This window comes from Natronoglycomyces albus (assembly GCF_016925535.1).
GTDB lineage: Bacteria > Actinomycetota > Actinomycetes > Mycobacteriales > Micromonosporaceae > Natronoglycomyces > Natronoglycomyces albus.
Genome location: NZ_CP070496.1, coordinates 1409208 through 1432489 on the forward strand (window position 1 = coordinate 1409208; position 23282 = coordinate 1432489).

General features: G+C 58.3%; 18 protein-coding genes and 2 pseudogenes. 12 read left to right on the forward strand and 8 right to left on the reverse strand.

Annotated elements, in window-relative coordinates; all coding sequences use genetic code 11:
- The first annotated feature begins 326 nt into the window (after positions 1-326).
- The 9 genes from JQS30_RS05985 (at position 327) to JQS30_RS06025 (ending at position 11348) form a co-directional block, all read left to right on the forward strand.
- On the forward strand, positions 327-1529 hold the full coding sequence (locus tag JQS30_RS05985) for a helix-turn-helix transcriptional regulator (protein WP_213172459.1): 1203 nt from the start codon (positions 327-329) through the stop codon (positions 1527-1529).
- A gap of 66 nt (positions 1530-1595) precedes the next feature.
- Positions 1596-2048: an NUDIX domain-containing protein gene (locus JQS30_RS05990; protein WP_281398803.1), complete on the forward strand. Its 453-nt coding sequence runs from the start codon at positions 1596-1598 to the stop codon at positions 2046-2048.
- A 522-nt stretch (positions 2049-2570) separates the two neighbouring features.
- Positions 2571-3797 carry a methyltransferase, FxLD system gene (gene fxlM / locus JQS30_RS05995; RefSeq protein ID WP_213172461.1) on the forward strand — a complete coding sequence of 409 codons (1227 nt, stop codon included), beginning with the start codon at positions 2571-2573 and terminating at the stop codon, positions 3795-3797.
- A 52-nt stretch (positions 3798-3849) separates the two neighbouring features.
- The gene (locus tag JQS30_RS06000; protein WP_213172462.1) at positions 3850-4002 is read left to right on the forward strand and encodes an FxLD family lanthipeptide; all 153 of its coding nucleotides are present in this window, start codon (positions 3850-3852) and stop codon (positions 4000-4002) included.
- A gap of 120 nt (positions 4003-4122) precedes the next feature.
- The gene (locus JQS30_RS06005) at positions 4123-7122 is read left to right on the forward strand and encodes a lantibiotic dehydratase (RefSeq protein WP_213172463.1); all 3000 of its coding nucleotides are present in this window, start codon (positions 4123-4125) and stop codon (positions 7120-7122) included.
- Complete coding sequence (locus JQS30_RS06010; RefSeq protein ID WP_213172464.1) at positions 7119-8360, forward strand: lanthionine synthetase C family protein; 1242 nt, start codon at positions 7119-7121, stop codon at positions 8358-8360. Before JQS30_RS06005 ends, JQS30_RS06010 begins: the two co-directional genes overlap by 4 nt.
- A complete protein-coding gene (locus tag JQS30_RS06015) occupies positions 8360-9238 on the forward strand; it encodes a thiopeptide-type bacteriocin biosynthesis protein (RefSeq protein ID WP_246498134.1) in 879 nt (292 codons plus the stop codon). Before JQS30_RS06010 ends, JQS30_RS06015 begins: the two co-directional genes overlap by 1 nt.
- A 98-nt stretch (positions 9239-9336) precedes the next feature.
- Positions 9337-10374 (forward strand): hypothetical protein, encoded by a 1038-nt coding sequence (locus JQS30_RS06020; RefSeq protein ID WP_213172466.1) that lies wholly within the window; start codon positions 9337-9339, stop codon positions 10372-10374.
- Positions 10375-10682: 308 nt separating this feature from the next.
- On the forward strand, positions 10683-11348 hold the full coding sequence (locus JQS30_RS06025) for a hypothetical protein (RefSeq protein ID WP_213172467.1): 666 nt from the start codon (positions 10683-10685) through the stop codon (positions 11346-11348).
- 1332 nt (positions 11349-12680) lie between these two features.
- Here the strand turns inward: JQS30_RS06025 and JQS30_RS06030 are convergent.
- Positions 12681-14060, reverse strand: a complete 1380-nt coding sequence (locus tag JQS30_RS06030; RefSeq protein ID WP_213172468.1) for a ParB/RepB/Spo0J family partition protein — start codon at positions 14058-14060, stop codon at positions 12681-12683.
- A 702-nt stretch (positions 14061-14762) separates the two neighbouring features.
- On the opposite strand from JQS30_RS06030, the gene JQS30_RS06035 reads away from it, so the two are divergent.
- Both JQS30_RS06035 and JQS30_RS17795 read left to right on the forward strand, forming a co-directional pair.
- Positions 14763-15026, forward strand: a complete 264-nt coding sequence (locus JQS30_RS06035) for a helix-turn-helix domain-containing protein (protein WP_213172469.1) — start codon at positions 14763-14765, stop codon at positions 15024-15026.
- Between the two features lie 658 nt (positions 15027-15684).
- Positions 15685-16470 (forward strand): peptidoglycan recognition protein family protein, encoded by a 786-nt coding sequence (locus tag JQS30_RS17795; protein WP_213172470.1) that lies wholly within the window; start codon positions 15685-15687, stop codon positions 16468-16470.
- Positions 16471-16549: 79 nt separating this feature from the next.
- On the opposite strand, the gene JQS30_RS06045 is transcribed toward JQS30_RS17795, so the two are convergent.
- From JQS30_RS06045 to JQS30_RS06075, 7 genes and pseudogenes are all read right to left on the reverse strand, one after another.
- Positions 16550-17020, reverse strand: a complete 471-nt coding sequence (locus JQS30_RS06045) for a hypothetical protein (protein WP_213172471.1) — start codon at positions 17018-17020, stop codon at positions 16550-16552.
- A gap of 349 nt (positions 17021-17369) precedes the next feature.
- Complete coding sequence (locus tag JQS30_RS06050) at positions 17370-17735, reverse strand: hypothetical protein (RefSeq protein WP_213172472.1); 366 nt, start codon at positions 17733-17735, stop codon at positions 17370-17372.
- Positions 17736-18127: 392 nt separating this feature from the next.
- The gene (locus JQS30_RS06055; protein WP_213172473.1) at positions 18128-18487 is read right to left on the reverse strand and encodes a hypothetical protein; all 360 of its coding nucleotides are present in this window, start codon (positions 18485-18487) and stop codon (positions 18128-18130) included.
- Positions 18488-18799: 312 nt separating this feature from the next.
- Positions 18800-20248 (reverse strand): aldehyde dehydrogenase family protein, encoded by a 1449-nt coding sequence (locus JQS30_RS06060; RefSeq protein ID WP_213172474.1) that lies wholly within the window; start codon positions 20246-20248, stop codon positions 18800-18802.
- A 95-nt stretch (positions 20249-20343) separates the two neighbouring features.
- On the reverse strand, positions 20344-21060 hold the full coding sequence (locus tag JQS30_RS06065; RefSeq protein WP_213172475.1) for a CoA transferase: 717 nt from the start codon (positions 21058-21060) through the stop codon (positions 20344-20346).
- 26 nt (positions 21061-21086) lie between these two features.
- Positions 21087-22292 carry an aminotransferase class V-fold PLP-dependent enzyme gene (locus JQS30_RS06070; protein ID WP_213172476.1) on the reverse strand — a complete coding sequence of 402 codons (1206 nt, stop codon included), beginning with the start codon at positions 22290-22292 and terminating at the stop codon, positions 21087-21089.
- Positions 22293-22691: 399 nt separating this feature from the next.
- Positions 22692-22916: pseudogene (locus JQS30_RS06075) on the reverse strand (transposase); the annotation flags it as partial.
- A 201-nt stretch (positions 22917-23117) separates the two neighbouring features.
- Between JQS30_RS06075 and JQS30_RS17800 the strand changes: the two are divergent.
- Positions 23118-23279, forward strand: a pseudogene (locus JQS30_RS17800) (sensory rhodopsin transducer); the annotation flags it as partial.
- Between the last annotated feature and the right edge of the window lie 3 nt (positions 23280-23282).

Below are 23282 nucleotides of genomic sequence, written 5' to 3' on the forward strand. Positions count from 1 at the left end.
AATTGTTCGTTTGAACCTGGCCACTATTTTTCCGCCGACCAAAACGCTGCGCCAGGACATCTACTAGACATCTTCGCCGAATATCTAGACGTTCTACGAAATCGGCACCTTGTGCAGTGCGACAGTCAATAGGAAAGTGAAGCTACGTAGAACGTGTGACTAGCCGTTAGATGTGCTGTTGATGTTCGGTCGTTGCGCTGGCCCGTCGAGGGCACGGCCGAGAAAATTGCGTTGCAGCCCGGATAGGTGCTCACCGTTTCCATTCGACAGGATGTGCGATAGCGTGATCGAAACACGACAACCAGTAGCTTCTCCTGGAGAGTGCCATGGCAAGAGATCAGCTCCGGGTGCGTCGAGACCAGCTGTCGTTGACCCAAGAAGACTTGGCGGCCATGATTGGGGTCGACCCGATGACGGTTCGACGTTGGGAGACCACCGAGTCCATGCCCAGGCCGTGGGCTCGGCGCGCTCTCGCCGAGATGTTGAAAGTCGACATCGACGAGTTGATGCGGATGCTCCAGATCGAGCCAGCGGTTACCGGTCAGGACGGCACTGGGCTCGAGTCTTGTTTGTGTGGCGGAGGTGAGAGCATGAGACGTCGGTCGTTGCTCTCAGCCGTGCCAGCGCTTGCTACTGCACTGTTGCCCAGCTCGGTTAGTGCTCTTGAAGTTGAGCTATCTACTTTGTGGACCTCGTATCAGGCGTCGCGTTATCAGTCGGTTGTGGAGCGTCTGCCTGGCCTGCTGGCACAATTGCAGTCTCATAGTTCTCACGCTGGCGACCGCCGACAGTGCGAACGCCTATTGGGGTTTGCCTACCAGCTTTCCTCGACAGTTCTCACCAAGCTGGGGCACCAGGAACCGGCATTGAACGCACTTGACGAGGGGATTCGTGCCGCTGAGCGGTCTGAGAATCCACTGGTTCTCGCGTCGATCAAGCGTAGCCAGGCGCACACTCTGTTGACCTTTGGCTACGCTTCTAACGCGCTAGGTCTCGCTGAGAGCGCGATTGTCTCCTCGGCTGCGCTTTCTAGGGACGATTCACCTGATGCACTTTCGGTTGAGGGAACAGTGTGCCTGGTTGCGGCTGTTGCTGCGGCTAAGGAAGGCGACGCTAAACTCACCGGTCGATTCCTCGATCGGGCTGAGGGCATCGCGCAGAGGCTGGGCCGCGACGCTAATTGTCTGTGGACCGCGTTTGGGCCTACAAATGTGGCCATCCACCGAGTTGTGACCTCTGTAGAACTTGGGCAGCCGCGGAAGGCGATCGCGTCGGCCCCTATCGCCTCGTTGCAGTCGCTGCCTAGTGAACGCCGTGCCCGGCATGCTATTGAGCTGGCCCGGGCCCATTCGCTTGTGGGGCAGGTAGATGAGGGTGTTGCGGTACTGACCGAGGCTGAGGCGGACGCCTCGGAGCAGATCCGCAACCACCGCGTCAGTCGACAACTGGTCGAGTCGTGGCTGTCCAGTCATGGGCACAACCACAAGGTAGTGTCGCTTGCACAACGAATGCACCTTGAGTCCGCTTAGCCACGCATATGGGGAGTACTAAAAGTGCCGGTTCAGGCAACGCATGATGAGTCCGGTCGCTTTACTGTGGCCAGGGCTGCCGCTGGTGCTCTGATTCGAAATCGGGCCGGTGAGGTGCTCATGGTTGAACCGACCTACAAGGCTTACTGGGATCTACCGGGCGGGTATATCGAGATCGGTGAGAGCCCCAGTGTGGCGTGTCGACGTGAGGTACGCGAAGAACTGGGCATCGATGTGGCGCTCGGCGAGCTTCTGGTGGTTGACTGGGCTCCGGCTGCAAACGAAGGCGATAAGATCCTCTTTATCTTCGATGGCGGCACTTTGACTGCGGAACAAGAGGACGCCATCACGTTGCCCGCCGCAGAGCTGAAGTCCTACGCCTATCAACCCGTCGAACGCCTTGCGGCCATCACACCAGCGCGGCTGTCCCGACGAATCGGGCACGCGATACAGGCAGGGACCACTATGTATCTAGAAAACGGTGAACCGTTGCCGCATACGCGCTCAGACGCCGCATAGTCGCTGGCCCTTGATCGCTAGAGCTCGTAGTGCGCGGCCGAGTATTCGTTGGTTTCGCGTCCTGGCTTGAAGGGGCCTCTAACAGCAAAAACACACCCTAGATGTCAAGGTCAGGCGTCAACGACGCCTGACCTTTTCCCGTGTGCGGACACGGTGGCTGCGTATCCGGGTTTGTCTAGTTAATCTCTTGGGCTTTCAGCGAAGTTGCCTCGTTGGCTTGGATACTACGGCCGAATGTGGTCGGTGAGGTTTTCTGCCCGGCCGAGTGTTGGAGGATTGCTCACTATTGAAGACGGTGATGATCGGCGTAGGTGTGAGCTCGGTGAGTCATTGATGTGTCGTCTGTAGATGTCCGGCAAATGTCTGGTGGATGTCCTGGTTTTCGCCTGAGGCGGGGAGCAACATATGTGCACGGGCCCGGTGGCCCCGAATGTATGCCGTGCCAAGCCCATGTGTGTAGGGGTGTCGATTGGCGCGGCAGAGGAAACGATCGCTGGCGCTCACGCGCTTCGGGAGGCTGACATGACCGAGACCGAATCGACCGCTGTGGAACTAAGGGAGGCCTTGGCTGAAGCGGTTGTGAAAAATCGCTCCGCCATAGGCACCTCGGTGTCTGATCGGATCTTGGAGGCAGTGCGCACTGTTCCTCGGCATTTGTTTGTTCCGGGGGCGAGTTTGGAAGAGGCCTACGATAACTCGGCCTCGCCGATTATGAAACGCGATGAGAATGGCACTCCGTTGAGTTCGGTCTCAGCTCCGTGGTTGCAAGCGGCGATGCTCGAACAGGCTCAGATTGAGCCGGGCATGAGGGTGCTGGAGATTGGCTCTGGTGGGTATAACGCGGCGCTCATTTCGGAACTCGTAGGCAAGAAGGGGCGCGTCGTCACGCTCGATATCGACCCTGAGGCGTGTGAACGCGCCACCCAGGGACTGGACGCGGCCGGTTATGACGAGGTGGTGGTCGTATGCGCTGACGGTGAGTACGGGGCGGCCGAGTACGGGCCGTTTGACCGCATCATCGTCACCGTCAGCGCACCGGATATACCTCCGGCATGGACTGAGCAGCTGGCCGCAAATGGCAGGTTGGTTGTTCCGTTGCGTCTGCGAGGGCTGGCCCGCAGTTTCGTGTTTGTGCCCGATGGAAACACGTTGAGATGCACCGAGTTCGAGCTGTGTGGCTTTGTTCCTATCCAGGGAGCGGCTGAGGCTCGTCAGCGACTGGTCTCCCTCGACGCAGAGCATGTGGCGCTACGGGTTGATGATCATCAACCGGTCGAAGCGGTCTGCCTGCGACGCGCGTTGGAGAGTGACCGGGTCGATCAGTGGTCGGGTGTCACTGTCGGCGGCATGGTCGCCTGGGATGACCTGGACATGTATCTGGCCACAAGGCTCCACAGCTACGGGTACCTCACCGCCTCCGATGAGGGAATCGCCTCGGGCCGCGTCAATTTGGCGTTGCGGTGGGGCATGTCGGCTACCTGGGACCGTGACTCCCTGGCATATCTGGCGATGCGCCCCATCGATGAGGAGCGCACCCAGTTCGAGTTCGGCGCTCACGGACACGGTCCACGCGGCGCCGTTTTGGCCCAGCGGCTGGTCCATCACGTGCGCAGCTGGGACCGCGGATTCCGGCACCATCGGCCTCACTTCGAGGTCCACCCCAAAGACACGCTGGATGGCGATTTGCCGCCAGGTTTGGTGGTGGAAAAGCCTCACAGCCGCGTCACTGTCTCCTGGCCGCAGTCCTAGGCTGCGCCGCTGCAATGAACTAACCCATTAACTGGCCTCTGTAAGGAGTGACATGAATTCCGATACGACTACCGCAATTGATAACGACGAGTTCGAGCTTGACATCACGCTCATCGAGTCCGGCCCTGACCTGGGCGCGATCTTGTACGACACCAGCGACAACTGTGGGCACACCTGCCAGTCGGCCTGCGTCTCCTGCATGTAATTCCCACGTGCTGGCACCGGGCTCCCGGCGGTGCCAGCACGTTCACCCCACCCCCTGAGAGAGGCCAGAATGTTCCACGCTGTTGAGACGGCCCTGATCCGCATTTCAGCCTTTGCTCCCATGAGTCGTTCCCAACCACCCGTGGCGTTGCGGCGAACTGACGCCAATGCGGCGGCCTCTCAGCGAGACTGGATTGCCTCAATTTGGGCGTGTCAGGACTTCTCCGCAGCCATCGAGATTGCCTCTCCTGCCCTGACCACTCGCATCAACGCGATCCTGACGGGGACAGTCAGTGATTCACGTCAGGTTCGTCGCGCAGCGCTTGCGCTGTTGCGGTATGCCCTGCGCGCTAGCACGCGGGCGACCCCGTTCGGGCTCTTCGCCGGTGTGGCACCACTGGGGTTCACCGATGAGGCTGTCGCTCGGATGGGGGCTGCTCACCAGGTGATGGCTCGTGTTGAGGCGGTGCAGCTCGAGCAGTTGATATGGGAGTGTGAGCGGGAACTTTTCCCCAGGTTTCGGGTGGTGGCGAACAATCTGGCTAGGGTTCAGGCGGGCCGGTTGTCACTGCTGTCGATTGCTCGGACATCAGACTGTGAACCGCGTGAGGTCACATTGCGCCACACCGCAGCGGTGGAGGCGGTACGGCAGTTGGCACAAACACCGGTGAGCTGCGAAGAGCTCATAGCCGCTCTCGCACGGAGGTTTCCCTGGGCCGCTGGAGCAAAGATCACGGCGTTGGTGAGGACATTGATGGATCAAGGTGTCCTCCTCTCACAGTTGCGCGCACCGATGAGCCAGCCGGACCCACTACGACACCTGCTCGACGCGCTTCCCGACCAGGCCAAGGGAGAGCCAGCGGCATTTGCCACAGCACGCCAAATGCGCAGTCACCTCGATGCGGTCTCTGAGGCAAGACAGGTCAGCACCTGTCGAACTGCGTTGCGCTCAGCGGCCGAGCATGTCAGGACCCGCCAGAGCAATCCGCTGGCGGTGGATATGCGCCTCGACGCACGAGTGGGCATCCCGGCATCGGTAGTAAACGAAGCTGAGAAGGCCGCTGTGGCACTGTTGCGGCTGAGCCGTTTCCCGAACGGATCGCCTTCGTGGGCTGACTACCGCGACGTGTTCTTGGAACGGTATGGCATAGGCGCGATAGTGCCGCTGGGCGAACTGTTGGACCCGGTGGCGGGTGTGGGGTTTCCCGCTGGTTTTCGCGACTCGCTGTATGCGCGGAGCTCCCCGAGCTTGACTGACCGCGACCGGTCCCTTATCGCTTTGGCGCACCGGACTGTCTGCGAGGGGCAGTTGGACGTTGACCTCAATACCGATGATCTGGCCGGGCTAGCTGCGGAGGACGTTGTACCGGCGCCCCATGTGGGCTTGGCCTTCCACGTGCGCGCTCGCAGCCGCGAGGACATGAACGCCGGCCGCTACGTGTTGGGCGTCGATGGCGCTGCCCGCAGCGTCGGCACAACCGAGGGGCGCTTTTTGCACCTTTTGGACCCCGCCGAGCGAGAGCGCATCGCGACAACATGGAACGAGCTGCCCACGATGATCGAGGGGGCACAGCGAGTGCAACTGTCCGGCCCGCCGCTGTATGCGTCGACGTGCAACGTCGCCCGCGTCCCGCGTATGCTGCCCGACCACATCAGCCTAAGTGAGTGGCCTACCGGCGAGGAACCTGCGCGTTTGGAAGACTTGGCCGTCAGCGCCGAGATCGACCGGATGTTTCTGGTAAACCGTCTCAACGGTCGCGTGGTGGAACCGCTGCTACCCAACGCAGTCGAACCCACAACACGAATGCACCCCACCCAGCGTTTCCTCGCCGAGCTGCCCCGCGCCCACACCTCGACATACGCCACGTTTGACTGGGGAGCCGCCGCCGCACTACCGGTCCTACCACGCCTGCGCCTAGGTCGCAGCATCCTTAGTCCTGCCCGCTGGCGCATCGAGCCTGCCCAACTTCCTGGCCACCGAAGTTCCTGGAGCGAATGGATACAGCACTGGGACGAGATACGTAAACGTCTCCAGCTTCCCGACCAGGTCTACCTAGGAAACAGTGACATCCGGGTGCGCATCGACCTCAACGATGAGGCCCACCTAGTCCTGCTGCGCACCGAAATCGACCGCAAGGGAACGGCCGTACTGCGGGAGGCTCCAACGGAGGCCGACCTCGGGTGGATCAACGGACGCGCTCACGAAATCACCATCCCACTAGCCACAGACACCTCCCCGAAGCCCCCGCCGCGAGGCACCACCGAGGCTCCGAGGCTCTCACGGTCTACCGAAGAACATATCCCCGGCGCAAGCTCGTGGCTGTACGCCAAGATCTACACCCACCCCTCCCGCTTCAACGAACTACTCACCACTGACACCGACAAGCTGTTTTCCTCCTGGCCAACTTCGCCGAGCTGGTGGTTCCTGCGCTACCTTGACCCTCGCCCACACTTGCGTCTACGTATCCGGCTAGACGAATCGACCTCCTACGGACAGGCTGTTGAGCGCCTGGGGACGTGGGCGGCAGCGATGAGAACACGTGGCCTAATCCGTGACCTGACGTTGGACACCTACCGTCCCGAGACCGGCAGGTACGGATACGGCGAAGTCATGTCGGCAGCCGAGGACGTGTTCGCCACCGACACTACTGTCGCCCTCACCCAGATCCGTCACGCTCAAGTAACCGGAACCTCCCATGAAGCACTATGTGCCGCCAGCCTCATCGAAATGGCCGAGGTCTTCACCGCCTCAGGAGAGGACGGCACCACCTGGCTGCTTGACCACGTCAACCGCTCCGGTGCGCCACTGAATCGTGTCCACGCTGCCGAACTGGACAACCTCAGAAACGACGGCGTTCCCGGCGATGGCCCGTTGGACGAGTCCGAATCCGGCCAAGCGGTAATGGCGGCGTGGCAGCGGCGAAGAGGAGCCCTCACCGCCTACCGCCGCGCATTGCTAGAGACCCACCAAGCTCCCAGCAATGCGGTCTTGTCCTCATTGCTGCACTTGCACCACATCCGCGCCATCGGCATCGACACCGACAGCGAACGCGCATGCCTACGGCTCGCCCGCAACGCCGCGCTATCCAGCCGGGCCCGTCACCACAGGAGCCACGCATGAACACCATGACTGTCACTCCCGAAGCCACCATGACCGCAACCGAGCGCGCCCAGCACATCGCCGAGGCGTTGGCCGACCCCGAAACGGTCAACCTTCGCCACGAGGCAACCCATGAATCGTTGGGTGCGGGAAAATTGGGTGTCGCATTGCTACACCTGGAACGCGCCCGCCGTGAACAAGGTGACTCAGCAAGAGCCCACGCATGGTTGCGCACCAGCATCCACCCGGCGATCAACTCCTCAGCAGCGTCCAACCTTTTCAACGGCACACCAGCGCTGGCGTTCTCTCTGCACACCACCGGGGCACACGCACTCTATAAGAGTCAATGGACAAAGCTGCACCAGCGAGCCAAAGAGATCACTGCCGAGCGCTTGAACCTAGCCCAGCAACGCATGAAAGCGAACCGTCCCGGATCGTTTGTGGAGTTCGGGCAGCTCTCTGGCCTCACCGGGCTGGGAACTTATCTACTACACACCGAGCCCACGGCCAAGCTCACCGGTGAAGTGCTGTCCTATCTTGTCGACCTAACCAGGCCCTTGAAACTGGACGGGGTGACAGTTCCAGGATGGTGGGCCAACCACGACCCCTATCTGGGACAGTCCGATGCCTTTCCCACAGGCCACGCCAACCTCGGATGTGCCCACGGTATCGGTGGCGTCCTGGCCCTGCTCGCCATCGCCATGCGAACTGGGATCACCGTTCCGGGCCACCGCGACGCTGTTGAACTGATCTGTGCGGTTTATGACGCCTGGCAACACGAAAACGGATGGTGGCCCCAATGGATCACCCTCACCGACGTCAAAGACGGCCATATCTCTCAACCGGGTCCCGGCCGTTCAAGCTGGTGTTACGGCGCCCCCGGCATCGCCCGGTCTCTACAGATGGCCGCCATCGCGCTACGCGATCCGATCCGCCAACGCCGCGCTGAAGACGCGTTGCTGCGCTGCTTGGCCGATGAGGACCAACGCAACACGTTGACCGATTCTGGCCTCTGCCACGGTTTGGCTGGGCTATACCGCATCGCGCAACGCGCCGCTGAAGACGCACAAGATACCCAGCTGGTCGAAGCTCTCCCGGGCATCCTCCACCGCCTCCTGACCGCAGACTCCGTCGAGTCTGGATTCCTCGACGGAGATGCCGGAGTCGCGCTAGTCCTCCACGAGGCAGGGACTCCGATCGATGAGGGGTCAACGTGGGATTCGGCTCTGCTCTTGGCTGCGCCACGGGGGCCGCAATGATGGACACGAGTCATTCTGCGGGCCCATGGCTGCAAACCGTCGTGTGTTGGAACGACCCGCGCCACGCCGAACGTGTATGGGCCAACCTTCTCGGACCTCGCATGAACCACGAGGTAGAGAAGGGCACGCTCACAGGGTGGTTCCTCATTCGGAAGTCACCGTCTTGGCTAATCCGGTACGCGCCCGCTGAACCAATACCGCCAGAAGTGGCCCGTAGCGCTGTTGGCGACATCTTCGCCCGAGCCGCGATCGCCGATCATGTCAGTGACGTGACCGAGTGCATCTATGAACCTGAAACGGTCGCCTTTGGAGGCGATGCGGCTATGGAGACGGTTCACCGCCTATTCGCTGAGGACACCCATCACTTCACCCGGTACCTCGCACTCCTGACTGCACCTGGGGCTGTCGACCGACGACGTGAGCTGTCCTTGCTGCTAAACACGGCCCTTATGCGAGCGGCTCAACAAGAATGGTTCGAGTGCGGCGACATCTGGGCCCTCGTGGCGGCTATGCGCGGCAGCAACAATCATCTACCCGATGTCGCCGATGCAACCGCACTGACAGTGCGTCAGTTCATCACCGCCGACCCCAACACAGCGTTGAGTCGACTCAACGAGTCCGAAGCAGACCTCGTGGACAGTTGGCTTGCCTCCTACCGGTTGGCCGGAGCCCGTCTGCGAGAGCTAGGCAGCAAGGGCGCACTCCTGCGCGGTCTACGAGCGGTACTGGCCCACATCGTCCTTTTCTCGTGGAACCGGATCGGCCTGCGCCTGACCGACCAGCGGCGCCTAGCCGCTGCGGCACGAGACGCCGTCTTCAGCCTCCATGCCGCGAGCCTTACGCTGCCACACGTGCCCCAGCAGCGGAGCAGCCAATGAAGTCCCTGGCACTGTGGTTTCCCCTCACCCCGAGGGCACGCCCGATCTGTGCACCATTGGCCACCCGCATTGAAGATGTAGCTACCCGTGCCCGAAACGTGAGGACCACCACCGACGCCTCAGCTGCGCTTAACCTCGCCGCGCTCATCGCCAGCGACATCGGAGTCTCAGACCTCGCTCGAAGAATGTGCTGGCAACAGTTTGATGCCTTTGCCAGCACAGCGCCGCTGAACGAAGAAACCACCCACCTGGCTATGGAGCCAGTCATCAATCTGGCTCGCCTAGCCATCCGCGACGGCAACGGAGACGAGGCGTACCGCATCCTCCACCAGGCCCTAAAAGCCGTATCCGAATCCACCGCCTGCATCATCGACTCGGTGGCTATCGACTTCGCTACGTTCTTCACCAACACACAAAGCCGTATGGCGGCCCGGCAGCGGCTATGGATCGCGCTACTGTCCGATGGCACTCGAGCCCTCACTCGCGCCGGAAGATGGACAGAAGCCCTACACGCCGTCGAACAACACAACGGGGTGGGCCGCCGCCTGCTGGACGGACGTCAAACGGCCATCATCGGCCACTACACCGCGGGCAATACCGCCGCAGCCCGAGCCATGATTGCCAGCGCCCAGGCCCTCACACCCTGGGAAAGAGCCCTCGCCAGCTTCCTCGATGCCTGCTGCGCGGATGCTGAGGGCACAGCGAACCCCGCAGCTATCGATTCCCTCACCGACCAATACCAAAGCATTGAACTTCCCGACAATCAGTCGCTATTCAACATCCGGCTCGGACTGAGCATCCTCGAACTGGCCACCGACCACGGCGATACCAAAGCCCTCACTGACCGATTGCGCCAGCAAGGCCTCGACACCGACGATGCTTACGCTGCACGCGACCTCACTGCCAGCGCACATTTCCGGGCCTCAGTACCCCAAGCCGTCCTCACTCAGCTGGAGGAACTTGTTGCCCGAGCCGGCCTCAACTCCACGCCTAGAGAACAGGCCCTACGCTCGCTGAAGGTCGCCTTTGACGCTGCACTCGTCCAGTTGCTACGAAACCAGTCGCTTCCATCGAAAACCGATTGCCACGCAGTGGAATCGGATGGAAGACGAAAACCAGCTCGGGAAAACAACTGAAACTAGCCCTCCGGATGCCTGGTGTAGCCTCCATCTTTTCTACCAGCGATTTCGTCTTGCTTCACAATGGAACCGTACCCCGAACCGTGCCCAACAACGCTCAGTTAGACCAAAACAACTCATAGATCGATGGTTGCCACACCCCTAACATCAATTGCGTTATTGCTCGTAAGTTTCATTGACGATTGCTGAAGCCCCCCAAGAAAAGCAATGAAATTATTTCAGGTACGCTACGGTCACACAAAGTGGCCTTGGCGCTGCTACGCCAAGGCCACTTGAAACAACCAAACAGTGCATCTGGAGAATGAATGATTGGTCGTAAGAAATTCTACCCTGCTGTAGCTGGCGCCGTATTGCTGGTCGCAGCCGCTCTGTTCTCACCCGTCGCGGCAAGCGCGGAAACATCAGTACAGTCAGAAGTTGAGAAGCCCGAAACGAGTTTCCTCGGTGGCTTCGAGGAACACGAGGAGGGCGAACTCAAGGTCGAGTGGCCGGACGGTTCATCATCTACCATCACGGCCTCTGAGCCAGAACCGGTTTCAGAATCCGACATTAATGAGTACGGTGAACTCAAGTCCCAAGAGGGAGTCAAGCTAGCCGATGCTACGGCCTCGAATATTCAAAGCCGTAGTTGGACCCAGCAGCACACCGATACATTCGGCTTCTTCGCAGTTCGCCACGTTGGAACGTTCTTCTTCGATGGCAATGGACAGGTTTGGTCAACTACTACTCAGAACGGCAGGACCGGATCTCACTCATGCTCAACGAGGTGGACGATCCCGGGTGTCGGTCTCGAACACGACAGCTGCAACACTGTCCCGCGCAGTGATCTATCGACTCCGGCCATTTCAGAGTACTTTTACTTTACAGTTTCAACTGCCGGGTTTAGTTTTGGCGGAAACTACATTCATGTCAATCTGTATACATCGGGAACTATTCTCTATTACGAAACCGTAGGAAATCAATGGGGGTAGGTGCTAAACATGCCACTCCAATTGAAGGTGCTTAGATAAGAAAATACTAGCTGCATCCTCATGAGCTAGATCAACTGGGGCTTATTCTAAAGGAATTTCCGGGATTTCTGTTATTTCGCTTTCTCGCGCATAATTCATCTGCAGTCTTCAAAACTGCACTTTAGAATAAGCCCCAGAGTGATCTGCCTTCTCGCGACTTTTAAATATACTTTAGAGTGATTCCAGTTGAAGGTGCGCAGAATTTTTCGAATCTGATCAAATCGAAGATCTGAAAATGTAATGTTTGAAGGTAAGAAGTATACGGTGGGAGCGTCTATGGGGAATACCGAACAAAAACCATCTCACACTGAAATAGCAAATGATGGAAGACTGTCTACTCTGATTTTTGGTGTGGCAATAGTCCTCGGGGTCGGTTTCGTTGCCCCTTTTTGGGGGGGCGTCGTCTGCATTTTCCTAGTTATGCATGTATTCAATCAAACGCATAAGACTAAATGGATTTTCCTGGCTGGCGGGATCATGCTGAACGCGTTGCATTTGGTAGGGATGACCATTACCAATTCTGGATCAATGTGGTTCGTATAGAGGGTATTCAGGTTCTCGCTTCCTCTCCATTGAGCGGCGATTCGCGATAGTTCCAATGGAAGCCCTGTATGCGAATATCAAGGTCAAAGGCAAACTAAGAACCGAAGCCCGCAGAAGATCTTGTGGCCATTTTTCGTAATCCGTGCAACTCAAGAAAAACTCCTACTGCAGTGACCGACTTGTCATTGCTGCTGTCGGTCACTGGGAATCGTGTCCTACAGGCGGGATACTCCTTGGGTTCGAGGAGGTCAGGATGAACACGCTTATCCATAGCCGCGCCAATTGCTGCATAGGCCTGTCGGTTATTCTGCGCCCGTATTGCGTCTGGGGCCTAAATCGCGGATAACTGCTCTGATCCAAAATTGGTTCTTCCGAAAGGTTGATTCAATGGGAGGAACTGTCCTCAATTCCAATATCGTTGAGGGCGCAGGAAACGTTCTAGCAGTGATGCTCATAACCCTAAATCAACAATTCTATCGCGTGGAGCTTCCTCCATTTAGAGTGGCCGATTACGTTGACCCCGTGAAAGACCTGGGGGCAAGGACCATAGGTCGTCCGATGTGGTATGCCTGAAGCATGCCCCACAGTTATTCAAGTTGGACATCAACTCTCAAGAGCTCACCTGGGAGCAGATGAGGGAGCTAAAAAACTTCAATGCTCGCACCATGAAAAAGCGTCCAGATCTTGCAATGTAGGGACACACATTTCTTGTTGGTGTTGGCCGGTGCGAGTGCACCGGCCAACGGTTGTTTACGCAGTTGCTAGTTCAGGGGCCCTCTCTGACTGGTCGTCGGCTTCGTAGGTGTCGTCTGACGTGGTGTCGGTGGTGAGTTCGTCGTGTAGTTGGGTTTCGATGTGGCTGAGTTCGTAGCCGTTGGTGGTGCAGTGGGTGAGGTAGGCCAGGGCCGTTTCGGTGTCTCCCCAGCCGTCCTGGGCCACGTTATAGAGGTTGGCTTCTTGTTCGGCTAGCCAGCGGGCTGCGGTAGCTCGAGTGAGACGGTCCATGCCGACTGATTCGGGTAGCTCCTCTAGCGGGCTGCCCGCGATGCGGGTTGCGAAGTCGGCTAGCCCGCCATAAGTGGTTGGCAGGGGAAGTGAGGCGGTGACCAGTGTGCGTAGTGCGGTGCGGAAGAGGGTTTTTGCTCCTTTGGCGGTGCCGTAGCGTCCGGTGAGGAAGTCTTGGCGGACGGCCGTGGCGCGTTCCCAGGCTTCGCGGTGGGCTTCGGCCTGGGCTTGTGGGTTTTCCTGGTCGATGTGGTTGGCGTCGGTTTCGTTGATCGTCTGGGTTCGGGTTCGTGGCTGTAGGCCCGCGGCGCGGGGGTCAACGCAGTAGTAGCGTGCTTGTGGTTGGCTGCCGATGGTTTCGATGTAGGCGGCGACTCCTGGTAGGTGTTTGGCTGTTTCGATGGTGGCTTCGTTGCCGTCCGAGTCGAGGAGCATGTGCAGGTAGGCCGCTTTACCGTCGGTGTTGGTGGGTTTGGGTGTGACGCGGATGTCGTCGAGGATGAGTTGTGCGCGTAGGCGTTCGGTGGCGTCTTTGGTCTCTTGGCGTGCGCGTTCGTCGGCGATGGCGTGTTGGAAGCCCCAGTGCCCCTGCCCTTTCTTCATGACGCGGGCCAGTGCCTTCGGGTCGTGAGTGAAGCTGGCTAGTTCGGCTGCGGTGGCGAGGTCCAGTTGGCCTTCGTCGGTTGCTTTCTGAATCTCGGCGGGTAGACGGTGAAGGGTCAGTGCGTCCGAAACCCGGCGAGTTTTACGTCCTGTTGCTTTGGCAATGCGTTCGGGCTCCCAGTTCAGCAGCCTTAGCTGCTCGTATGTTGCGGCTTCCTCGCTTGCGGTGAGTTCGTCACGGTGTAGGTTTTCGGCGAGCATGGTGACGTACTGGTCGGCGTCTGTGGTGGGAAGGACGATGCAGGGCACGGTTTCCAGCTCGACTTGCACAGCAGCTGCTTGGCGGCGGTGCCCGGCGATGATGGTGTGTTGTTGGTCCTCGTCGGCGGGAAGCACAACTAGGGGTTCAATGATGCCGCTGTAGGTCACTGACTCGGCGAGCTGGTCGATGTTGCGCAGTTCGCGGTGTGCGTTGTGTGGGTGGGCTTGGAGTTGGCCGGGTGGGATCTGGGTGATTTCCATGTTGATCTCCAATCATGGTTCGGTGCCTTGCCCAGTGCGGGCGGCGCTGTCTGAAGGCCCGACCGCAGCCGCGTAGCGGCTACACTGGTCGGCTCAGACAGCGCCGCGCAGGGAGAGACACCGGTCAGTTCACCTGGAATGTTGGTGCCGAGACTTCTTAGGCGGCTTGGCTGCTGGAACGACTCACCGGCCGCAATGCCTTAGCCCGTGCTCCTGTTCTGAGGGTCGTTTCGGTGGTGAGCGGGTTGTCTGCGGGGGTGCATTCGCCGCAGCAGCAATCAAGTGAGTGGACTTCTGCCGAGGAGAATGCTTGTCTGGTCGGCCAGGGTGTGATGACGGTGTCCTGGTGGCGCTGGGATCGTCTCGTCGGCCAGTATTTGAGGTATTCGAGGATGACTCCGTCCTCTCCCACGCACATGAACACCCGTGCCGGATAGAAATATGGCCATGTAACAGTTCGCGTGTGGTTGGGATCGCGAGGCGCGTGTAGCCGGGGTTTGACGCGGACGATGAGCTGTTGTGGATGCGGATGATGGCCGCAGTGCTGGGCGAGGGCGTGGACGACGAGACAGCGGAATGTAGGGGTGATGACGAAGTCCATCGGCACTTGCCGCTCACCGGCTGCGAAGTTGTACTTCGTTCGGGCCTGGCTGGCGCGAAGCCTGTCCAGGGATGCGGTATCACACCTCCCATGGAGCTGCGGTGAGTCAGGCCATGCTGGAGTTCACGCCCGACAGCCTTGGGCTCGGCGGTGTGGACAAGGGCGAAGATTACCGTGTTCATCTAGGCGTACTGCGGGTCCGCTACACCCTCCCGGGCCTGAGCAAGGTCATGGCCCGGCTCGGCCTATCCTTCGAGCGGCCCCGGCCGACGCGCCTGGGAAGCCGACCCAGCGGCGAAGTACGGGAGGGCCAAGGTCGCCTTCTCGGTCCTGTACCGGGTAGCGGTTCGGCATCAATGCCATAAGCGTGATGATCCCGAGTGGGTGCAGGCACTTGGCCATCTTCGAAAACCGGTTCAACGCAAAGACCTGCATCGCGTTCCTCTCCCAGAAACTCCCGACCAGGATCATCGGAGACGTCCATGCCCACTACACGAAATACACCCCGAACACCATTTAGTGACACATCAATAAAGCCCCAAACAATAAGCAAGAACTTGATCCCATTCCCATTATAATGGGCATTGATTGTCTTTACCGCTTCCATTCAATTGAATATTTGCATCCACCCATTTTTGTCCATGCATTATTTTCCCTGTATGGGGCCCTATTGTTCGCTATCCTTAGCTGCAACAAGATAGGAAATACAACGAACGGCAGCTAGCTCGACAAGTCAACCCTCCGGGGGTCAAATCCGAAGTCTGCATAAAGTCCACAGTCTTGTTAACATCATCAGGAATGCAACCCCTACATCCCTTGCAGGAGAGATTAAGGCTGAACCTTTAGTCATATGCCAGTGGCGCATAACGCTGGCTCAGGCTTCGATGAGTCACATGTACATGCGATAAGGGCTGACGGAAGTGACGTCCTTCAGGATTCTTGCATCCAAGATCCTGTTGGCCACTTTAATCCACATGTGATCAAGACCAATTCCATGAACAAGTAGCACAGATACTTCCATTCGTGAGTCGTAGTGGCTGGAATGCCCGCGCACCCATTAATTCCACGTCAGTTCCCCTATCGGATCGGACAGGAATTACTGTCCATCACTCCGCTACACCACCAAGTGCAACGCCGAGGTCGATCCAAGATCATCACATGGATACTGATCACCTCGCTCCCGGACGAGCGTGGGATATTGGGTATAACTATCTGATAGATCAACATGGAAAAATCTACGAAGGCCGTGGCCTAAATACCGTAGGAGCGCATGCACCAGGTGGCAATACCCAGACAATAGGGATCTGCGTGATTGGAGATTACCATTCGTCGTTGCCCACACATGAAGCTCGGGTTTCTCTTCTAGCGTTGATATTTCACATAAGCGGAGCAGCTGGAGAATATTTTATATTCTATGGTCACACGAACTGGATTAGCACAGCATGCCCCGGAAACGCCCTCTACAATTTCCTGAGACTTCTTTTTGATGGGATGGGTCTTCCCGGTCGAATTCCCCCAGGCCATGACCACGGAAATGGAGGTGACCCCTTTGCAAACTGGATGGAGCAACTCATCATGTCACTACCGACACTTCAGCAAGGAAGCACTGGGGCAGGTGTCCGCCGTGTGCAAGGACTGTGCGTCGCCCATGGTGGAACGGCCCGTCATGAAATCGAATCTACCGGTGGCATCGACGGGCATTTTGGCCCGGGAACTGATCGTGCAGTTCGTGCCGTTCAGTCGGATGGCGCACCGACAGTCGATGGAATCGTAGGAAGAATCACCTGGACTAAGCTCATCACCGGATAGTCTCTCACAGAAACCTACATCAAATACCAAATTCTCAGGGGGTTGGATTCATAATTCCAGCTCCAGTCCCCTGAGGATTTCAAGCAGATGCTATATCTGGATTAACACACCCATTACTCGGGAATGAATAGTTAATAATGCCCTTCAAATCGTCGACACCGGAATCCCATTCAATATCACCGAGAACCGAGTATCGCTTGAAGTGACTGTCCTGGACATCGCACAGAATTATTGTCACTGGATAGGGATCTTCATGGCACTCGGGAAAGCACCACCTTCCCCAGACGTAACCTGTTGCTGTGGCAGTGTCAGGACCCCACGCAGACCATTCAAGCCCCTTGGCATATATGGTCTCCTGTAGACGCAATTTTTCGGGCTCCTGCACGCTCGGAATTTCACCTTCATAATGTTCAAGTCTGGGTATTCCAGGTGCAAACAGTTCATCAGCATTGGCCGGGGAGCTGGAATCATCTGCGCCTTTTCCTGTGCAAGAGGTGACCAGTGATCCCATGACAACGACGACTGCGAGCTTGAGGAGATTGTTGGCCATACATCACAGTATCCCAATGAGATTTTCCGGGCAAGTTAGTGGTTACTTTGTGTGAGGTGTCGGAGCTATTCGATGTGGTAGAAGGCTGGATGGGTGCGGGTGATGGTGCCTATCTTCAGGGGTAAAGCTGACTCTTTGTAGGCAGCGGTAGCGCATTTTCAAGTCGCGTTGGCGTTTTGGCTAAGGCTCGGTAGGAGCCGATATATTGGATCGATTCTTTTTGGGTTGTGTGAGTTTGCGCCGGTGGGTTTCTTGTGGGGAAAAACCATCTGGGATCAGGAACGATACTTTTCATAACCTAAATCTGCCAGGATAAGCAGGTTTTCCTCCTGGAGTATGCCGGTATTGCTCAAAGCGAGGTCACCTTCGATGCCGGTGTTCCCGGCGACGGTGACATCGTGTTCACGGCCCGGGCGGGTTTGGGAGATCCATAGCGGTAGCCATCAGGAGCTGACAGCACTTGCACGTTTATGTCGTGACGGTGGTGTTTACCTGAGTAAAACAGGTCAACTCCGCGTGTAGTGCCCTCGATTTTGACAGCGTTGGTGGGGATCAAGGTGCCGTCCAATTCCACGTGTCCCTCACCGGACCTTCGCGCGCCTTCAATAGCCTCGGCCAGATCAGGAGCACAGCCCGCCAAGACGCTGAGGCCTTCCCACAAGCTCTCATACGCCGTGCTCAGGGGTAGCCCATGGTCAATAGCCAGTTGTCGCACACGGGTACTATCACTGAGAAACCGCAGGACAAAGACCGCCTGACGCCAGGGAGTCAAGCAGCGAGTCCCCTTCCGAGTACCAATAGTGCGACGATAGGAGGACAACCGGCGCGACAACCACCCACATGCAGCCGGGTCACCAGGCAGATAAGAGCGGTACGCGGCACTCAAGATACGAAACCTCTTGGTAGAGAACTGAAGTGTGGATAACTCCATTATCTACCAGCAGGTTTCCTTATACCTCAACACATTCCGCTCACCGTACGTACACCTCACCTTGCCCGAAATACCTCAATCCTACCGACGGCAAACTCATGCATGTCTATTCCTTTCACAGATAGGGGAGTGCCCGGCCAACACGGTGTTGGCCGGGCACTTGCCTCGTGGTCTAGCTAATGGATGGTTGGGTCCCAATGGGTCACGCCCAGGTCGAAGCGCGGTAGGACAGTGTCGGGGTGTCGTTGCTGGAACTCGGTCAGTGAGCTGGATTCACTGACGCCGGGTATGGCTTCGATGTCTTTCCATCGGCCAATCGTTTCTGCCAGGGCTCGCGCCCATATCAGCGCTCCGTTTGCTTGGTAGTCGTCGCACTCTTTCAGTTGATCGGCAACCCGGTCGTACATGAGCTCGGTGGCGATTTCGTATAGCTCGGCGCGTGAATTGATGTGATAGAAAAAAGACCATGCGTCCCATCCTTGGCACGTTAGTTCGCGGTGGAAATACCAGTAGGCGATGCCGCCGTGTGAGTCCACAGTGATCGAGTAGTGGTGCTCCAGATCGAAGTGGAGTTCGCTGGTGGCCTTTGCGGGCAGAAGCCCGGGGCGGGTTCCCTGTCGGAATTCTTCCCATGACTCCGCCGACCATGGCTTCGATCGTGACCAGGTCCAGAAGACCCAGTCAGCGAAGGCCGGAATCTGGAAATCAGGAGACTCTCAATGTAGGCAAAGCCCCCATAGCGAATTGGATAAAGTCAGGAAAAGGGTTGGGAACGACTCAGTCGTGCAGGGTGAGACCTGTTGTGAACCCTCCGCCGTTGACTGCCCGATTCATGCTGCGCCCATCTGTCAACGTGTAAGGAAAGCGCCTTTGTCCCAAGCGTGCATAACGTGTTTAACGCGGGTGAACTCCTCCGACGCCAACACGGAGAGATCCTTTCCAAAACCGGAGTGGCGGAAACCTCCATGAGGCATTTCTGCGGCCAAGGGAAGATGGGTGTTGATCCAAACGCACCCAAAGTCGAGGCTGGATGCGACACGCATGGATTCGTCGTGATCGCGGGTGTGGATGCTGGCGGCCAGCCCATAGGGCCCCCTATTGAGGGAGGAGACTAGGCCGGCTAGGTCTTCGTAAGGCTCGACAGTGAGAATGGGCCCGAACAGTTCTGTAGTAGGCAGGGCGCAGCCTCCAACGAAACCGGAGACTACTGCTGGGGCGAGGAACCATCCCTGGTCACTGCTCGGCTGCCGTCCATAAACGATGTCGGCCTGGCCGTCGATGTCGGTCAACGCGGTACGCAGCCGTTCGTACTGGGCCTCGGTCGCCACTGGGCCTAGCGTCGATTCCGGTGCGTGAGGTGGACCCGGCGTGAGCGCAAGCGCGTGATCTCTTAGAAGATCGACCATCGTATCGTGCACCTCCCGATGGACGATGACGCGCGAAGCGGCTGTGCAGTCCTGTCCCGAATTAGCGAACGCGGCGCTTCCGATGGCCTCAGCCGCGGCTTCCAGATCGGCGTTGGGCGTGACAATGGCTGGGGACTTCCCGCCCAGGCCCAAGTGAAGTTGCTTGACGTCCGCCAGCGCTGCGGTAGCAATCGATACGCCCGACCGAGTAGAGGCGGTGGCGGCTACGTAGCGCACAGCAGGGTGGGTGACAAGTGCCGAGACCGCAGTACGGTCGCCGAGGACGACGTTGACTGTTCCAGATGGCAGGTGCTCGCGCAGCAGGTTCGCCAATGCCACTGCGGCGGCAGGGGTGTTGTGCGAAGGCTTTAGTACGACCGTGTTTCCGCTGGCTAGTGCGGCAGCGCATTTCCATGCCGCCATGAGAAGCGGGTAGTTAAACGGGACCATGACGGCGCAGACCCCCACTGGTTCGCGGCGGACATAGGATGTGTGGCCGGGAAGGTATTCGCCTGCTGTTGGGCCGGTGAGTATGCGCGCGGCGCCAGCGAAGAACCGGAATACATCGATAGCGGCGTCGACATCGTCCGCGGCGATGAATTCGCGTGGCTGTCCGGTCTGGAAGCATTCTATCTCGATCAGTTCCTGACGTCGAATGTCCATAGTTGCAGCTGCTTGTAGAAGGGCGTGCGAGCGCTGCCCTGGCGTGGCGCGCGACCATTCCTCGAAGGCGCGGTAGGCGGCGGTGCAAGCGCGGTCGACATCCGCGTCAGAAGAGACGGCCGCACGAGCCTCCACAGCGCCAGTAGCGGGGTTGACGACAGGCTGATAGCGTGCTCCGGCCGGGGTGGCGCTATTGGCGTCAATGAAGTTGTTGATAGTTCGGATCATCGAAGTCTCCTTAGAAAAGGGTTTCTGAGTATGCTGCGTCCTGGGAGGTTCTCGGGCTTACCGCGAGGTCGTGGTGGCGCGCAGGCATACCGGTCTCAGATGATGATTCGTCCGTTGCCGTCATGGTGCAAATGGTGCAGTTTCCATGCTGTGTCGCGGATGGGTTCGACGACTTCGGTACCTCGGAATTCCACGCGTGTCGCGTTACCGTTGCCGACTACTCCATATGTGCCAGGCGGATCCCAAGGGGGTGCTTGGTCGCGTGGCTCGACGACTACCAGTTCACCTTCGACGAGTTTGGCCAGACATGAGGATTGGCGCAGTACGTGGTGTCCGGTCCGTGAACTTGCCACCAAGGACAGCGCTTTAAATGCCGCCCAGAGGCCTCCGGCGGTGTCGCCTATATAGAACGGAAGGTAAGGTACGTGTTCCATCCAGGCGCGTGCTTGAGCGACCGCGTCAAATGACCGGTCGTCGAACTCATCACGCATCGACACCCATGGCAGCGAGAGTCGCTGAGCCTGGGCTGCCGGGTCGATTCCCCATTTTTCCCAGGCAGAGGCTCGGATGTTGTCGATGACGACGTCGAACTGCCCAGGTGGAATGTCCACCACGTCGCGAACGTGTTGTGCCTTGAGCGTCTTTCCGTGGTTGATCCACGTCCACAATTCATCGCCCCGTCGTAGCTTCTGCACTGGGTCGGCTAGTCCGTCTGGATGTGTCCACTTGATGACGTGGGCTTCTTGTTCAGCTAGTATCATTCCCGCGTAGGCGGGCAGGATGTATGAACCCAGTTCGAGAACTCTGAACATGGTGGGACTCCCTTCTTTCGTCGCATTCAGTGCCGACCGTGGTAGGTCGAACGTAGGACCGACGCAAGCAGCCGGTCACGTGCGTGGGGAGGCAGGCCGGGTTTGACCACGATCCGTACGCACTGCCCGAGCCTCGGGTTCGCTTCAAGCGGGTACGTGGGAATGATCCAGCCTTCGTGGCGCATCCGATTGGCCCACCGTTCGACTGTTCCTGGTTCCCGGTCACAGAACGCAACAACTGGAAGGGTCGATCCGCTGTTGACGATTCTTATTGCTGGGTCTGTACCGACCACATCGGCGATTGCTGCGGCGAAATGACTACAGTCGGAAAGGTCGAGCCGGTAGCGTGCGAGGGCGCCGGGACGGGACAACAAGTAGTCCTGCTGAGCCACGGGTGCCGCTGACCTGGAAAAGGTCAGGCCGATATCTGGCTTTCCATCCCCTATATAGTCCGCCCCGCGCCACAGGTATTCGGGGCTGAACTCTTCGCTTCTCCATAGAATCCATCCCAGCCCCAATGAAGTCTGACCGAACTTATGCCCCGACGCGCTGATGGAGACCACACGTTCGAGTCGGAAGTCCCAGTCCAAATTCGAGGCAAGGAATGGAGCGGTGAAGCCGCCGCTTGCGGCGTCGACATGGATGGGGGTGAGCTGTGTTTTAAAACGCAGAGCCTCCGACAACGAGGCGACGTCATCGAACAGGCCGTGTTCGGAGTAGCCGACTGTGGCCACGACGCCGATGGTGTTGTCATTGCATGCTTTGGCTATGCGATCCGGATCAGCTAGGACTTGATTGTCCGCACTGGAGATGGCTCTCAAATCAACGTCCCAGTAGGCGCAGAACCGCTTCCAACATATATGCGCTCCGCTTCCTACCACCAGGTTGGGGCGTTGAGTCGAGTTGCGCTGTTTCCAGCGGTGGAGAAGGCACAGACCTGCCAGCATTGCGGCTTCCGTCGAGCCCGACACCGCTGCGGCCGGTGCTTTGGGGTCTTGGCGGTGCCACAGCAGTGACAGCCGCTCGATACAGCGGGCCACCATCTCAGGGATGAATGGGTATTCGCTGTTATTGACGATGTTATGGCCGCCCAGGTGATCCAAGATGCGTGCCAGTTCCTCTGGTAGGACGGCAGTTGTGTAAGACCCCAGATTCCGTACTGCAACGTCAAGGTCGATATCCAGGTGATCGGCTGCTATCGGTGAGGTTGCGTGGTATCCGAGACTAGTCACATTCCACTCCATTTGTAACGCTGTCAGGGTTGGCACGTAAGGGAAAGATGTTGCTTGCCTGATAACTTGGGTTCAGGATTCACAGTATGGATGTCATTTCCTCGCAAGTGAGGATTCACCTGTCTAATTTCCATTGGGCGGAAAATGAGTAGTCTTTCGGTACAACGCTGTCGGTGGGGAGTTCCTGGACTCGGTGGAAGTATGATGCTTATGCAAAAGTAAGAACTCAAGGCCGCAGGAGGCGGAATTTACGCAGTTAAGTGAGCCGACTTGAACGCCGAAAATGCCTTTTGCATAAGCCTCAAGGATCGGATTGAGCGCTCCATCTGGTCGCGGTCGGTGTAATGACCTGGTCGGACAGATGGCGCTTCAGGTCAGCGTTGACCAACTCAGCGGGATCTACGCATACGGCAGTAGGGAATGCGGCTCGATCCGCTGGGGCGGCTGCACCCACTGGCGGGCGATCTTGGCGCGGTGGGCGGAGTGCCCGTCGACGATCAGGTGAGTCTTCTGGTCGAACTGGAACAGGAGCCTGTCAAGGAAGGTGTCGACGTTGAACGACTCACCGAAGATGGTGCAGGGTAGCTCCCTGGCGGTCGAGATGGTCGACATCGCGTTGCGACCGAACCGCCTCCGTGGTTGTCATGCCACCCCCGATCGCGCCCATTACTCGCTTGCGTAACGCTTCCTGTTGCGGCGGCGAGAGTCTTGGCATATCCACCTTCAATCCATCGCTTACACCAACAAGACGCAACGATGAACCATAGAGTTTCACCTCGATATGGGTTATATGTTGCTAGGCGGCCCTGACGGCGGTTCAACGATTTTGACAACCTGGAGCCGAGCCGACCCCAAACCGACTACGCTGCCACTAATAAGACGAATATTCAGGTCATCGTCCAGGATATGAGGCTCGACTCGCGCCAGTCGGATGAGCCGTTCCAATCCACGATGGCCTTCCCCGTGTCGAATGACCAGGAGGGATGATGG

What these genes read in the sequence shown, in the direction of transcription:
- JQS30_RS05985 (WP_213172459.1), top strand. Translation starts at nt 327, where the DNA reads ATGGCAAGAGATCAGCTCCGGGTGCGTCGAGACCAGCTGTCGTTGACC.
- fxlM (WP_213172461.1), top strand. Translation starts at nt 2,571, where the DNA reads ATGACCGAGACCGAATCGACCGCTGTGGAACTAAGGGAGGCCTTGGCT.
- JQS30_RS06000 (WP_213172462.1), top strand. Translation starts at nt 3,850, where the DNA reads ATGAATTCCGATACGACTACCGCAATTGATAACGACGAGTTCGAGCTT.
- JQS30_RS06005 (WP_213172463.1), top strand. Translation starts at nt 4,123, where the DNA reads ATGAGTCGTTCCCAACCACCCGTGGCGTTGCGGCGAACTGACGCCAAT.
- JQS30_RS06010 (WP_213172464.1), top strand. Translation starts at nt 7,119, where the DNA reads ATGAACACCATGACTGTCACTCCCGAAGCCACCATGACCGCAACCGAG.
- JQS30_RS06015 (WP_246498134.1), top strand. Translation starts at nt 8,360, where the DNA reads ATGGACACGAGTCATTCTGCGGGCCCATGGCTGCAAACCGTCGTGTGT.
- JQS30_RS06025 (WP_213172467.1), top strand. Translation starts at nt 10,683, where the DNA reads ATGATTGGTCGTAAGAAATTCTACCCTGCTGTAGCTGGCGCCGTATTG.
- JQS30_RS06030 (WP_213172468.1), bottom strand. Translation starts at nt 14,060, where the DNA reads ATGGAAATCACCCAGATCCCACCCGGCCAACTCCAAGCCCACCCACAC.
- JQS30_RS06045 (WP_213172471.1), bottom strand. Translation starts at nt 17,020, where the DNA reads ATGGCCAACAATCTCCTCAAGCTCGCAGTCGTCGTTGTCATGGGATCA.
- JQS30_RS06060 (WP_213172474.1), bottom strand. Translation starts at nt 20,248, where the DNA reads ATGATCCGAACTATCAACAACTTCATTGACGCCAATAGCGCCACCCCG.
- JQS30_RS06065 (WP_213172475.1), bottom strand. Translation starts at nt 21,060, where the DNA reads ATGTTCAGAGTTCTCGAACTGGGTTCATACATCCTGCCCGCCTACGCG.